This is a genomic window from Psychroflexus montanilacus, assembly GCF_020164535.1.
GTDB classification, from domain to species: domain Bacteria; phylum Bacteroidota; class Bacteroidia; order Flavobacteriales; family Flavobacteriaceae; genus Psychroflexus; species Psychroflexus montanilacus.
In genome coordinates this window covers 625,164-639,241 of record NZ_JAIQZC010000001.1, presented here as the reverse complement: position 1 = coordinate 639,241, position 14,078 = coordinate 625,164, and the positions used below count along the sequence as shown (strand labels likewise).

The 14,078-nt window shown below is 37.5% G+C and carries 11 protein-coding genes; 6 read left to right on the top strand and 5 right to left on the bottom strand.

Annotated features, from left to right (window positions below; genetic code table 11):
* The first annotated feature begins 120 nt into the window (after window positions 1-120).
* Window positions 121-426: a GIY-YIG nuclease family protein gene (locus tag LB454_RS02945; protein WP_224462971.1), complete on the top strand. Its 306-nt coding sequence runs from the start codon at window positions 121-123 to the stop codon at window positions 424-426.
* Between the two features lie 505 nt (window positions 427-931).
* Here the strand turns inward: LB454_RS02945 and LB454_RS02940 are convergent.
* Both LB454_RS02940 and LB454_RS02935 read right to left on the bottom strand, forming a co-directional pair.
* Complete coding sequence (locus LB454_RS02940; RefSeq protein WP_224462969.1) at window positions 932-2,392, bottom strand: aminoacyl-histidine dipeptidase; 1,461 nt, start codon at window positions 2,390-2,392, stop codon at window positions 932-934.
* A gap of 868 nt (window positions 2,393-3,260) precedes the next feature.
* Window positions 3,261-4,016: an SDR family NAD(P)-dependent oxidoreductase gene (locus LB454_RS02935; protein ID WP_224462967.1), complete on the bottom strand. Its 756-nt coding sequence runs from the start codon at window positions 4,014-4,016 to the stop codon at window positions 3,261-3,263.
* 99 nt (window positions 4,017-4,115) lie between these two features.
* Here LB454_RS02935 and LB454_RS02930 point away from each other — a divergent pair, with 99 nt between their 5' ends.
* The 3 genes from LB454_RS02930 (at window position 4,116) to LB454_RS02920 (ending at window position 7,462) form a co-directional block, all read left to right on the top strand.
* Window positions 4,116-5,066 (top strand): calcium/sodium antiporter, encoded by a 951-nt coding sequence (locus LB454_RS02930; RefSeq protein ID WP_224462958.1) that lies wholly within the window; start codon window positions 4,116-4,118, stop codon window positions 5,064-5,066.
* Between the two features lie 72 nt (window positions 5,067-5,138).
* Complete coding sequence (locus LB454_RS02925) at window positions 5,139-6,245, top strand: DUF2891 domain-containing protein (RefSeq protein ID WP_224462957.1); 1,107 nt, start codon at window positions 5,139-5,141, stop codon at window positions 6,243-6,245.
* Window positions 6,242-7,462, top strand: coding sequence for an Nramp family divalent metal transporter (locus LB454_RS02920; RefSeq protein ID WP_224462956.1), 1,221 nt, complete (start codon window positions 6,242-6,244; stop codon window positions 7,460-7,462). Before LB454_RS02925 ends, LB454_RS02920 begins: the two co-directional genes overlap by 4 nt.
* A 20-nt stretch (window positions 7,463-7,482) precedes the next feature.
* Here LB454_RS02920 and LB454_RS02915 read toward each other — a convergent pair whose 3' ends face one another.
* Window positions 7,483-8,688: a porin family protein gene (locus LB454_RS02915; protein WP_224462955.1), complete on the bottom strand. Its 1,206-nt coding sequence runs from the start codon at window positions 8,686-8,688 to the stop codon at window positions 7,483-7,485.
* A gap of 131 nt (window positions 8,689-8,819) precedes the next feature.
* Here LB454_RS02915 and LB454_RS02910 point away from each other — a divergent pair, with 131 nt between their 5' ends.
* Window positions 8,820-9,572 (top strand): Dph6-related ATP pyrophosphatase, encoded by a 753-nt coding sequence (locus tag LB454_RS02910; protein ID WP_224462954.1) that lies wholly within the window; start codon window positions 8,820-8,822, stop codon window positions 9,570-9,572.
* Between the two features lie 64 nt (window positions 9,573-9,636).
* A complete protein-coding gene (ggt, locus tag LB454_RS02905; RefSeq protein WP_224462953.1) occupies window positions 9,637-11,373 on the top strand; it encodes a gamma-glutamyltransferase in 1,737 nt (578 codons plus the stop codon).
* Between the two features lie 176 nt (window positions 11,374-11,549).
* Here ggt and LB454_RS02900 read toward each other — a convergent pair whose 3' ends face one another.
* Both LB454_RS02900 and LB454_RS02895 read right to left on the bottom strand, forming a co-directional pair.
* Window positions 11,550-12,764 (bottom strand): outer membrane beta-barrel protein, encoded by a 1,215-nt coding sequence (locus LB454_RS02900; protein WP_224462952.1) that lies wholly within the window; start codon window positions 12,762-12,764, stop codon window positions 11,550-11,552.
* A gap of 22 nt (window positions 12,765-12,786) precedes the next feature.
* Window positions 12,787-13,986, bottom strand: coding sequence for a PorT family protein (locus LB454_RS02895; protein WP_224462949.1), 1,200 nt, complete (start codon window positions 13,984-13,986; stop codon window positions 12,787-12,789).
* Window positions 13,987-14,078: the final 92 nt, after the last annotated feature.

Genomic DNA, 14,078 nt, shown 5'->3' with positions numbered 1-14,078 from the left:
TCTTTAATGCTTTTCGATAGTTGAGATTCTTCATTTCATTCAGAATGACAGTGATGCTTGTCATTCCGGCGATAATAGTTTTTTTATTAATTTAGATGGTGTTGTATTTAAATAGGTCAGTTGAAAACTCTAGGAACACATAATTACTACGTCTATATTTTAACCAATAAAAGTAAAACTGTATTGTATACAGGAGTTACAAATGATTTGAAAGTAAGACTTTATTTTCATAAAAACCCAACTGCGTTTTCTAAAGCTTTTACAACTAAATATAGATGTTATTACATGATTTATTACGAGCACTTTCCAGATATAAACCAAGCTATTGATCGCGAAAAGCAAATTAAAGGTTACAGAAGATCGAAAAAGGAAGCTTTGATTGAAGAGTTTAATCCAAATTGGAGGTTTTTGAATAATGAAATTTGAGTGTCATTCCGACTTATGGAGGAATCTTTTCATCACTGAGTTTCTTCAATGCTTTTAGACAATTGAGATTCATCAGTCTACTGTAGTCTCCTTCTGAATGACAATGCTGAGTGTCATTCCGAGGGAAGAGAAACGACGAGGAATCTTTTTTATATGGAATTTCTTAATGCTTTTCGTCAATTGAGATTCATCAGTCGACTAAAGTCTCCCTCTGAATGACAGTGATGCTTGTCATTCCGACAGAGAAGCTTTTTTGCTTCGACGAGGAATCTTTTCATCATTGGATTCATTAGAGTTTTTCGATAGTTAAGATTCTTCATTCCGTTTCACTGCATTCAGAATGACAATCCCGAGTCTCATTCCGACGACGGAGGAATCTTTTCATATCGAATCTTTAATGCTTTTCGATACTTGAGATTCTTCATTTCATTCAGAATGACAGTTATAAAGAGATTCTTGATTCCGCTACGCTAAATTCCCCTCCTTTGGAGGGGCTAGGGGAGGACTACTTTTTCGGAATCTGTTTCAACACCTCTTTCGTCAGTTTCCAGAATTTCTGAGTACTAGAAATGCTGGCGCGTTCGTCTGGTGAATGGGCTCCACGAATGGTAGGGCCAAAGGAAATCATGTCAATGTTTGGATAGTGGCTGCCCAGGATACCACATTCTAAACCAGCGTGGCAAGCCGCTACATGCGCTTTTTCTTGATTTTGTTCCTGATAAATCCGGTCAACGACTTTTAATATTTCTGAAGAAGGATCTGGCGCCCAGCCTGGATAATCTCCAGATAAATTGACTTGAAATCCAGCCAAATCGAAAGCTGAGGACAGGGAATTGACCAAATCCTCTTTGGAAGAGGTGACGGATGATCTGGTCAGGCATAAGACTTCAATTTTTCCTCCACCCAGTGATATTTTAGCGATATTGTTGGAGGTTTCAACCAAGCCATCAATATCTGGACTCATTCGGTAAACGCCGTTATGAGCGGCGTAAATGGATTTTAAAAACGCATCCTGCACATCGCTACTCATAAGTTTTGTAGGTAATTTGGTTTCCTCCAAATGAAACTTCATCTCGGGTTCTAGACTGGCAAATTCAGATTTGATTTCATGGAACACGCGATGTAAGGTGTCCTCAAACTTGGTTTTATGATCTTGATGTAATACCACAACCGCTTCACTTTCACGAGGAATAGCATTTCGAAGTCCGCCGCCTTCTATACTTGCCACTCTAGAATTGACTGTCGTATAGCCTGTGTACAACAGACGATTCATCAATACATTCGCATTGGCCAAACCTTTAATGATGTCCATACCGGAATGTCCACCCTGCAGGCCATTTAGCTTTAGTCTGTATGCCAAAGAGTTTTCTGGAATCGATTCTTCAATATAAAATCGGGTAGCGGTCAAATCTACTCCACCAGCACATCCAATCCCGATTTCATCATCTTCCTCAGTATCGAGATTCAGCAAAATTTCTCCATCCAAAATACTATTGTCCAACTCTTTGGCACCCGTCATTCCCGTTTCTTCATCAATGGTAAACAAGGCTTCGAGTGCAGGATGCGGAATATCATCGCTTTCCAAAATCGCCATGATGGTGGCGACTCCTAGTCCGTTGTCGGCTCCAAGGGTGGTGCCGTTTGCTTTTACCCAGTCGCCATCCACATACATCTTGATGCCCTCCGTGTCAAAATCAAACTGGGTATCGTTATTTTTTTGATGCACCATATCCAAATGAGATTGCAAAACCGTGATTTTACGGTCTTCCATCCCTGAAGTGGCGGGCTTCTTGATAATGACGTTACCCACATTATCCTGAAGCGTCTCCAAACCTAAAGATTTCCCGAACTGCATCATGAATTTGATGACGCGCTCTTCTTTTTTGGAAGCTCTCGGCACGCCGTTGAGGGCTGAAAAGTGTTTCCAGATCGCTTTTGGTTCAAGGTCTTGTATGGAGGTGCTCATGCTATATTTTTTTTGCAAAGTTAAGAGGACGCAGCAAATAGCTTGGTAAGGAATTGATAAAATTGTGTGAGAGGTTGATGTATTTATGATAATATCATTTGATACTATGAATGTAAAAAAATCGACTGAGATTATTTTTTGTTGTCATGTCAGCTCGAGTGAATCGACTTGATTTTTGACGAAAAAACCAAGTTGATTTTTATCGAGAGCTTATTCAAGAAGAACTAAAACTCAGTTCTCGATACAATGCTCCTAGCGTCGCATCACCAAACAGTAAAAAAGATGTCAGGGCTACGCCCCTTGATGAACTGGGATCACATCTTCTAATAATATTACAGGGCTAACGCCCCTATTCTAAGTTTTGTTCTCAACTATTTGTAAAACTAAAGCGGTTTTACTATTAAAGGGCAGCGCCCTAAAATCTTAATAAAAACATGAGTTGAAAACAACTCAAAGGGGCATCGCCCTGGTATCTAAAACTATCTTTGCTTTATAGGCATTGCAAAAACCCATGGATTGTACCTAGTGCAAAAGGCTTTTATGTTGGTTTAGGTTTTACCGATAACAGTCCTTAGCGGGACTGGATCTCGTTTCTTTATTTGGAACCGCCTTGGCATCTGAAACCCTCATTAATTTGCGCATAGGCGCTGAGTTCGCTTTACAACTTATAGACTTCAACTAAAAACATATGTCCCTATTGCCAAAAAAAATAGGATTTGAAAGGCTTCAGATGAACGCAAAAAACTAGTGTAAACCTGATACCTTAATTTACCGTGCACTTCGGATCCCAGCACAAAGTTAACTTGAAAGTTGTAAGCTAGTGATATCGTGAAACTTTCAGGTTAACTTCCCCTAAAATCAAAAGAAATTAGAGTTCCTTTTTGACGATAGTGCTACTGGCCTGTGCGGTGGACATGACGACCAAATCGGCGATGTTGACGTGGTAGGGGCGGGTGACGGTAAAGTGAATAATATCGGCGATGTCCTCGGGTTGGAGGGCTTTAAAGCCTTTATACACCTGATCCGCACGATCCTTGTCTCCTTTGAACCTGACTTTGCTAAATTCGGTTTCGACCAGGCCTGGATTGATGGCGCCCACGCGGATGCCGTGCTCATTCAAATCCAAGCGCATACCTTGATTGATGGCATCTACGGCGTGCTTGCTAGCGCAATACACGTTGCCTTTGGGATAGACTTCCTTGCCCGCCGTAGAACCAATATTGATAATATGTCCGTCTTGGTTTTGGATCATGGTCTGAATGATGGGCTGTGAAACGTAAAGCAAGCCTTTGACGTTGATGTCCAGCATAGCGTCCCAGTCGGTCGTAGAGCCGTTCTGGATATAATCTAAGCCGTGTGCGTTGCCTGCATTATTGATGAGAATCTGAATGTTTTTGAATTCTGAAGGCAAAGACTCCAAGGCTTGGTTAACTGCTTGTTGATCCCTCACATCGAAGTTGAGCGTAGTGACATCAGTTTGAGAGGATAGTTCTGATTGCAGTTTTTCCAGACGGTCCTGGCGTCGTCCACAAAGGATAAGTTTGAAGTGATCTTGTGCGAATCGTTTGGCGGTAGCTCGTCCGATGCCGCTGGTGGCTCCCGTAATGAGTGCTATTTTAGACATAAATCTTTTTTTGATAAATGTAAGAAAAAGGCTTCTAATTATTTTTTGCAGTGGGTTTATAACAAAAATACAAGCTACATTTACTTTAAAATTCAAAGGATGTTATTCGAAATACTATTGGTGATTCTTGGTTTTGTCTTGCTGATTTTTGGTGCCGATGCTTTGGTGAAAGGCTCATCTGCGCTTGCCAGGCGATTAAAGATGTCCGATCTTGCTATCGGACTAACGATTGTAGCCTTTGGAACCTCTGCACCAGAATTGGTTGTGAGTTCGGTGGCTTCTGTAAAGGGGCAATCTGACTTGATTTTGGGAAATGTTTTAGGAAGTAATTTGTTTAACCTGATGATGATTTTGGGGATTGTTGCTTTGATTAAGCCCATCATTGTTCAAAAAAGTATGGTGTGGATAGAAATTCCGATTTCTTTGGCAGTCGTCGTCGTTTTATATGTGTTATCCAATTCTTTTTTTGAAAATGAAACTGGCTTGGTTTCCAGACTAGATGCGATTATCCTTCTGGTTCTCTTTGCTGGTTTTATGTTCTATATCTACAAAGGACTTTCCAAGGAATCGACTGTAGAGGCCACTCCTGCGGTTGTGATGTCCAATTTGAAACTGACATTACTGATTGTTTTTGGTCTGGCAGGCTTGGTGTATGGTGGTCATCTGGTGGTAACTAATGCTACTGATATTGCGCTTCAGTTTGGCGTGAGTGAAAAAGTCATAGGTTTAACCATTGTGGCTGCAGGAACTTCCTTGCCCGAGCTCGTCACTTCTGTTGTCGCTGCCCTCAAGAAAAACGCAGATATTGCCATTGGTAACGTGATTGGTTCCAATATTTTCAACGTTTTATTGATTGTACCCATAAGTGCTTTGATCCATCCTATTGCCTATAATTCATCGTTTAATTTTGAGATGTATCTCCTGGCTGGCGCTACTTTATTCTTATTTATCGCTATGTTTAGCGGGAAAGCTAAACGCCTGGATCGGTGGGAAGCTTTGATTTTACTGGTGGGTTTTGTGGTGTATACAGGTTATATGGTCACTAAATAGCAAGGAGAGAGCAAATTTCAGGTTTGAAAGAATAACTAGGTTTGCTTAACTTGTTGGCCAAAATAAAAATTTATGAAATGGACTCTACTCTTTTTACTGCCTTTGTTGTTTTGGAGTTGTAAGGATTCTCCAGCACGTAAAGGAGGCAGTAAATCGCCTTTTGAAAATAAAGTTTTTCCTGAATTTGGTGCTGAAGAAGCGAAAGAATTAGCTGAACTTCCCCTGAAATGTATTACCCAGGAGTTTCCAAACAAATTAGGTCAGGTGTTGGGATCTGAAGACGATTTAGCCAGACCTAAAGCCTTACGCCCGGCTTTTTACGGCTGCTTCGACTGGCATTCAGCCGTTCACAGTCAGTGGTCCTTGGTGAAATTATTAAAAGATTTTCCAGAACTGAAACAGGCAGACAGTATAAGAAGTGCCTTGTCTGAAAGGCTTACTGAAGACAACATTCAAACCGAAATCGAGTTTTTCGAAAATGAACACAATCAAAATTTTGAGCGCACTTATGGCTGGGCCTGGTTGTTTACGCTGGCTAAAGAATTAAAAACCTGGGATGATCCCGACGCTCAAAAATGGCTTACTAACTTAATGCCGTTGGTGGAGGTGTTGGAGGATAAAATGATAGAGTTTTTACCAAAACTGGTCTACCCGATTCGAGTTGGAGAACATCCCAATACAGCTTTTGGGTTGTCGTTAACTTTAGATTACGCTGAAGAATTTAAGAAGGATGAATTAAAATCTCTTATCATTAAAAGATCTAAAGAATTTTACCTTGAGGATAAAAATTGTCCCTTAGAGTGGGAGCCAAGCGGATATGACTTCTTATCGCCGTGTTTGGAAGAGGCAGCTCTGATGGCCAAAATTTTGCCTGAAAATGAATTTCAAACCTGGGCCAAAGACTTTATGCCGGGTTTATTTTCAAAATATTTCTCTCTGGATGTCGCAGAAGTGAGTGATCGGAGCGATGGCAAGTTGGTACATCTCGATGGACTTAATTTTAGCAGAGCCTGGAATCTCTACGAACTGGCCGATACTTATGAAGCTTTTTATCATTTGAAAACCATTGGCGATCAGCATTTTAGTAAAGCCTATCCCAATTTATTTGGGGATACCTATGAAGGCTCGCACTGGCTTGGAACCTTTGCCATTTATGCTTTAGAAAAGCGCCCTGAATGATCAAAAAACTCACCTCTTATTTTGGGCCAGGAACTTTTGTGGCAGCGGCCTTCATTGGACCTGGTACCATTACCATCTGTTCTATTGCCGGCGTCAGGTTTGGAACCGATTTGATTTGGGCCCTGGTCTTATCGATTATCGCCACTATTGTTTTGCAAAACATGTCGGCTAAAGTGGGTCTGGTCACTCAAAAAGACTTAGGAACCGCTATGCGGGACATCGTGAATCAGCCCTTCTTGAAAGCTTTATTGATGTTCCTGGTGGTGGTTGCTATTGTGTTTGGTAATGCAGCCTATGAAGCCGGAAACATCAGTGGAGCGGTGATGGGATTTTCGGTGATTTATGCAAAAACGCAAATTAGTTTAGGTGATTTTCAGTTGGATTATTTGCCACTTATTATTGGGGTGATTTGCTTCTTTATTCTGAATTTGAACAGTTATAAAAAAATAGAAAAGGTGTTGATCGTTTTAGTGGTATTGATGAGTTTGTCGTTTCTGACCACAGCCTTAATCACTCAACCCGATTATTTAGCTTTATTAAAAGGTGTATTCCTTTTTAAAATGCCTTCAGACTCTCTCACGACGGTTTTAGCGATTGTAGGAACCACGATTGTGCCTTATAATTTATTCCTGCATTCCTCCATTGTTCAGGAAAAATGGCAGGGTTTGAAAGGCTTGAAATTAGCTAAATTAGATTCCGCCATAGCTATTGGACTTGGTGGGTTGGTGTCCATTGCTGTTGTGGTTTCTGCGTCCAGACTGCCAAAGGAGGAACTGCTTTCCATATTGGACATGGCTGAAACGCTGGAGCCTTTGTATGGCGTGTATGCTAAGTATTTGCTGGGCTTTGGTTTTTTTGCCGCAGGAATCACCTCGACTTTGACCGCTGCTCTGGCAGCAGCTTATGTCCTGAAAGGTTGTTTGGGCTGGAAGATAGTTAAGTCGCATCCCAAATTCAAATGGACCTGGCGATTGATTTTAGCGCTAGGCGTAGTATTTTCTTCTTTAGGAATTAACCCAATCGAACTGATTCAAATTGCTCAAGTCAGTAATGCGATTTTACTTCCCTTTATAGCCATTATTTTGCTGATTATTGTTTCAAACCAAAATTTGATGGGAAAACATAAGAACACATGGGTCCAAAATGTGATGGGACTTTTGATTGTTTTATTCTGCTTGTTTTTGAGTGTAAAGAGTTTCTTTTTAATGTACGAATAAAGCGATTTTTAAAGAACTATTTAAAAGAAACGGTATCCAGCAATAACTCCAATTGAAGAATAGTTGGCTTTCAAGTTTGAATTGCGACCACTGAACAACCCTCTGAAAGTTTGATATCTAATTTCTAAAGAGAAATCCTTCCTGAACCTATATCCAATTCCAATATAAGGATTAAAAGACTTGTCAAAATTTATGGTTTGACTTCTTTCATCAACTACATGCTCATCACCTATTGCATAATCAAGAACAATTCCCCCATTCCCAAAAAGTTGATGGTTTTCGTTTAGAAATGCATAATATCTTGCACCAATTGGAAATTCAATGGATGAATAATTAACTTCTCTTGTTCTTTCTAAAAAGCGCTGAATCAAATCCACTTTCGTTGTTGAATAATTTTGATAGGTTGGCTCTACAATAACCGACCATTTATTATTGTTAAAAGGTAAGATATACTCAAATTCTAAACCTATTCTAAAGCTTACTTCATCATCAAAATCAATTTTTTCATTTGTTACTGTGTTGTCAATCTTTATTGAAGCCATCTGAACTCCAGGACGAATTGAAATAAAGAAAGACTGTTTTCTTTTTTGCTCATGAAAACTATAAGTTTCATGATCAAAGCAGGCGTTGTATTTAGAAATTATTTTTCTTAAGTCCTTTTCAGTATATTTTAAACTTGCAAACTGAGATTTAGACAATTCATCACATTTCAAATTATTAAGAAGCTGTTGTCTGAAATTATTGTTTTCATCAATTTTATTGTCGTTATTTAAATACTTCTTATATATCAGCATTTTTAGATTACTACCGTTTTTTTCGTAATAATATCGTGTATTATATGTGCTTGAATGTTTGTAAAGACTCGCTTTACCTTCTACAATAACTTTTAAAAACAGATGTTTTTTATCAAAAATGGGTAGCCTCGAATTATTTAACCTAGACATATCGTCTCTTGATATATCCGTATCTATAAAGCTTGAAGTATATTTAACTTTATTATAAATCTCAAAACCAGCGATGTCTTCTGGTCTAAAGTTCTTTTCAGAATTAGATGTTTTACTTTTGAAGGTGACTTTTTCTGGATTATCATTCCAGTCGTAATCTTTAATCAAGCCTTTAATTGTATCTCCTTTAGTTGTGATATAGTGTCCTTCTTTGAATTGAACTTGAGCAAAAGATTGGATGCAAAAAAGAATGATACTAAGCCGAAGGACGAGAGCTTTCATAGGATAAAGATAAGAATGATTTGCTAACAAATATAATAGTTTTGGCATGTTAAAGTGACGAATTCCTATTTTTATGAGTAAATTCTCAAACATTTAATTATTATCAATTAAAAATGTAAATAGGATATAAGTTGAAAGAAAAAACCATAGTCAATTGGAGTGGAGGTAAGGACTCTGCCTTAGCTTTATACAAGCTATTACAGGCGCAAGAACACGAAATTATGTGCTTGCTGACAAATATCAATAAGCATTTTCAACGTATTTCTATGCATGGCGTGAGAGTGGATTTGCTGGAGGCTCAGGCAAAAAGTCTTGACTTGCCTTTGGTGAAACTTCAACTGCCAGAAATGCCAAGTATGGAAGTTTATGACCAAATGATGGCAACAACTCTAAATGATTTAAAAGTTAAGGGAGCAACCGCTTCAGTTTACGGCGATATTTTTTTGGAAGATTTACGAAAATATAAAGAAAGTCAGCTCAATGCTTTTAATCTGAAAGCCATGTTCCCCCTTTGGAAGATTCCTACACACCACATCATCAGAGAATTTCTGGATTTGGGATTCAAGACGATAACGACCTGTGTGAATGAGAAGTACCTCGAAAAGAGTTTTGTGGGCAGAGTCATCGACGATGATTTTTTAAAGGAGTTACCTGCAACTGTAGATCCTTGTGGAGAAAACGGAGAGTTCCATACGTTTGTTTTTGATGGGCCTATTTTTAGACACCCGATTGAATTTGAAGTGGGAGAAATCGTTTATAAGACGTATACACCTGCAAATTCTAAAGGTAAAGCTAAAGACATTGATGATAAAGCCGCGTATGATCCCTATGACACTGGATTTTGGTTTTGTGATTTGATCCCGAAACCGGTAACAGGTTCGTAGCTATTTAAATTTAAAATTGATTAGTTTTAGGCATGTAATATGACAATTCAACAAAAATATAAATATGATATCATCATTTAGACTTTCAGTATTTTCATTTATCACATGCCTGATTACTACAATGCCTCTTTTGGCTCAACCCGACAGAGAAGCTAACGGACTCAATTTCGCCTCCAGATCTGAGGTGATTGGACAACATGGTATGGTGGCCACTAGTCATCCTTTGGCGACTCAGATAGGATTGGATATTTTAAAGCAAGGTGGTAATGCCATTGATGCCGCTATTGCCGCCAATGCGGCAACTGGACTTATGGAACCCACTGGAAATGGAATAGGGGGAGACTTATTTGCAATCATCTTGCATGAGAAAAGTCAGAAGTTATATGCCATTAATGCCAGTGGACGCTCACCGTTAGGTCTATCTTATGATGATTTATTAAATGAACTAGATCAAATTGATAAAAAAAGCATACCGCCTTATCATTTATTATCTGTTTCTGTTCCAGGAGCAGTAGATGGCTGGTTTGAGCTTCATAAAAAATTTGGTTCTTTATCCATGAAAGAGATTCTGAAGTCTCCAATTGATTATGCTGAAAATGGATTTCCAGTGACTGAAGCAATTTCTATGCGATGGAGAAGTAGTGTGCCGTTTTTGAAAGACCAGCCTGGAGCCTTTGAGAGTACGTTTACTTTTGATGGCAGAGGCCCTCAAAAGGGAGAGATTTTTAAAAACCCTGATCTTGGAAATACATTGAGGATATTAGCCAAAAAAGGGAGAGATGCTTTTTATAAAGGTGAGATCGCTAAAAATATTGATAAATGGATGAAAGAAAATGATGGCTATTTACGCTATGAAGATTTAGAGAATCATACGTCGGAGTGGATTGAACCAGTTACGACCAATTACAGAGGTTACGATGTCTATCAGGTAGGAGGTAATGTGCAGGGAACAGCAGTTTTGCAAATGCTGAATATCCTGGAAGGCTACGACTTGTCTTCGATGGGCTACGGAACCGCAGAAACCTTACATGCCTTTATAGAAGCTAAAAAATTGGTCTACGAAGACAGAGCTAAACATTACGCCGATCCAGATTTTCAGAACGTGCCTTATGATATTTTGCTGTCTAAAGATTATGCTGCTGAACGCAGACAACTCATCGGTGAAACCGCCATGAAAGATGCGAGTACTGGTGTAGACGTTATTGAAGACGGCGATACTGTCTACTTAACAACGGCAGATAGTGAAGGTAATATGGTGTCTTTGATACAAAGTAACTTTAGAGGTATGGGTACAGGCTTCGTCGTGCCGGGACTTGGCTTTAGCTTTCAAAATAGAGGAGAATTATTTTCCACCGATCCCAAGCATCCTAATGTTTACGCTCCTGGTAAACGCCCATTTCATACCATCATTCCAGGTTTTGTAATGAAGGACGGTAAACCCTTCTTTAGTTATGGCAATATGGGTGGTGCTTATCAGCCTATTGGTCATGTGAGTATTCTGACCAATATTATTGATTTTGGTATGAATATTCAGGAAGCAGGAGATGCCGCGCGGTGGGATCATTCTGGTTCTTCAACACCTACGGGTAAGGTTACAGACCAATTGGAAACAACTGGTCAGGTGAATTTAGAATCTGGAATTCCTTATGAAGTCGTTCGTCAACTTCGAGCCAAAGGTCATAAGGTGGAAGTAGGGAACAGTTTCTTTGGAAGGTATCAGGGCATTATGAGAGATCACGATAAGGGAATTTACTATGGTGCATCCGAGTCAAGAGTGGACGGGCAGGCGGCTGGTTACTAACATGTATAACTTTTCTATTTCAGGTGAACTAAACTCTTTTAAATAGAATTCATAATTTTCAGTGAACGATAAGACCAAGACGAAACATTAATTTGAATCAAGGTTTGAAGCTAGTGATATCGAAAGATTTTAAAGTTTACTTTTCACAAAATCAAAAGAAAAAATTCACTTTGACTTTAAAATACCTTGTAACCTATCATGAACGCTAGTGTCGTGAGTCTTGCTTTTTGGTTGGAGGTGTTATAAACCTCTCTGTAAAGTAAATCTCTTGGGAAGGTAAATCTTATTTCTGCACTGAATTTTTGTTTGAATTTGTAGCCTAAGCCTATGAACGGACTCAAAAGATGGTTAAGCTTTGTTATAGAAGGGACAAAATCTGCTTTCAATTCGTTATCTCCAACATTAAACCCAAAATTGACACCAGAATTAAGGAAAATTTGATGGTTTTGATTTATATATGAATAGTACCTCAGTCCGATAGGAAGATCGATAGAGGTATAAGTTACCTCACCACTTCGCCGTAAAAAGTCTTGTACAAGAAATTCTTTTTGAGAAGAAAAAGATTGATAGGTGGGTTCCAGGATGAGACGCCATCTATTCTTATCAAAAGGTAAGATGTATTCTAGTTCAATACCAAAAGTAAAACTTGATTCTTGCTCAAAGTCGAATTCTCGACCGGCATTGTTTGCAACCGTAAAATTCCCCAACTGGAAACCTGGCCGAAGTGAGATATTGAAATTCTTTTTTCTTTTCTTCTCCTGTTGACTGAATTCTAATTTTCCGCTGCAGGTATTGTATTTAAAAATCAGGCGTCTGAGGTCTTTTTCCTTATAATTTAAGTTTTTGAAGCTTGATGTCGACAGTTCGTCACAGGCACTCAGATTATTGAGTAATTGTTGTCTAAAGTTATTATTTTCTCTAACTTTTGAGTTTTGATCTAAGTATTTTTTGAAAATCAACATCTCAATGTCTCTGGAATCAGTTTCAAAGTAAAATCGAGTATTGGTTTCTGTTCTGTACTCAAACAGACTGGCTTTTCCCTTTTCTAAAACCTTAAGAAATACACGTTCAACTTTATAATCTGGTAATCGTGTCACACTTAATTTATTGATATCGTCTTCAGATTGATCCAGCTGTACTTCTCTGGAAGAATACATCACCTTGTCTTTAATCCCAAAGCCTAGTATGTCTTTAGGTTTTAGTTTTCGTTCCAAACCCGTTTCATTCTTTTTGAATAGGATTTCTGCTGGATTTTGGTTCCAGTCATAGTCTTTCATTAGCCCTGCGATAGTATCATTGGAGTTGTTAACGTAATAGCCCTCCTTGAAAGAGACCTGAGCTGAGGTACTAAAACAAATGAATAGGGGTAATATAAAAAAAATTAACTTCATAAACATAAAATTATTATATGAATTATAAAAAGTTGTAACCAAATACAAACGCAAAATTAGATTGAAATTTTGAGTTATATCCAAACAACTCATCTAGAAAATCCTGAGAAGTATCTGTTCTAATTTCTATACTAAGTCTCTCTTTAAATCTATAACCTATACCAGCTCCTAAATAACTATGAGGTGAATTTATTTTAACTCTCATTAAATTTACATTTCTAATGTCATTTTCACCAATTGGAGTGTTTGTTGCTAAAAAAGCATTTACAAAAAACTTGTGATTTGAACTGCTAGTATTTATATAATACCTTATTCCAAATGGAACTTGTAAAGTATTTAACGTTATTTCTCTTGGGTCTCCATTATTTACCATGGCAGATGATTGATATGTTGAAAAAGAAGGATCTATGTATATAGACCAACGTTTAAATTTTAAAGATTGTATTGAAAATTCTAATTCAAATCCAAACCTATAGTTTAAACTGCTTCCAAAGTCTGAACTAAACTCATCTCTAACTGTATTAGTTATTTCAAATTTTTGGTTTAAAATACCAAGTCGTAAACCAAGATTAAACGAAAAATATTTTGGTTTTTCGTAAATAAATTGATTTGCATTTTTACAGGTATTGTATTTTTGAACAAGTTTTGATAGTCCTTTCTGGTTGTAATTTGTAAGATTAAAGTCTTTATCTGAAAGAGATTCACAACTGACTCTAAACATTAAGTCTTGTTTGTATTGATTATTTTCGGCTATTTGATTATTTTTAATATAGTAGCGTTTATAAATAAGAGGTATAATACTATCTTCATCAACTTGTAAGAAAAATTTGATTTTATCTTGATCGTTATTCATATATAGATTTGCTTTACCCTCAACGAGTACTTTTAAAAAAACATTTTCTGTTTTTAAATCTGGATTTCTATAGTTAGTCAGTTCATTTGTTTTGTTGGATGACTGCTGTAGACTAACATTTTTTTTTATGAACTTAATTTTCTTATCAATCTCAAAAGCTTTAATTTTTTTAGTTGAGATTTTTTCAACAACGCTTTTTTCATTTTTCTTAAATTCAATATAATCTGGAAGCTTTATGAAATTTTCGTTTAAAATGTACCCTTTTATTTTTTCATTTCGATTATCGATGTAGTAACCTTCAAAAAAATTGTTTTGAGCAAATAAATTAATGAATGAAAAAAATAAAAGTGTAGTGATGAGAAATTTCATGATTTGTATTTTAATTTATATAATAAAAATTTTAGCATTATAAATCCTATGATTATCTATTGTTGATTTATGAGTTTCAAACTGTTTGTTTT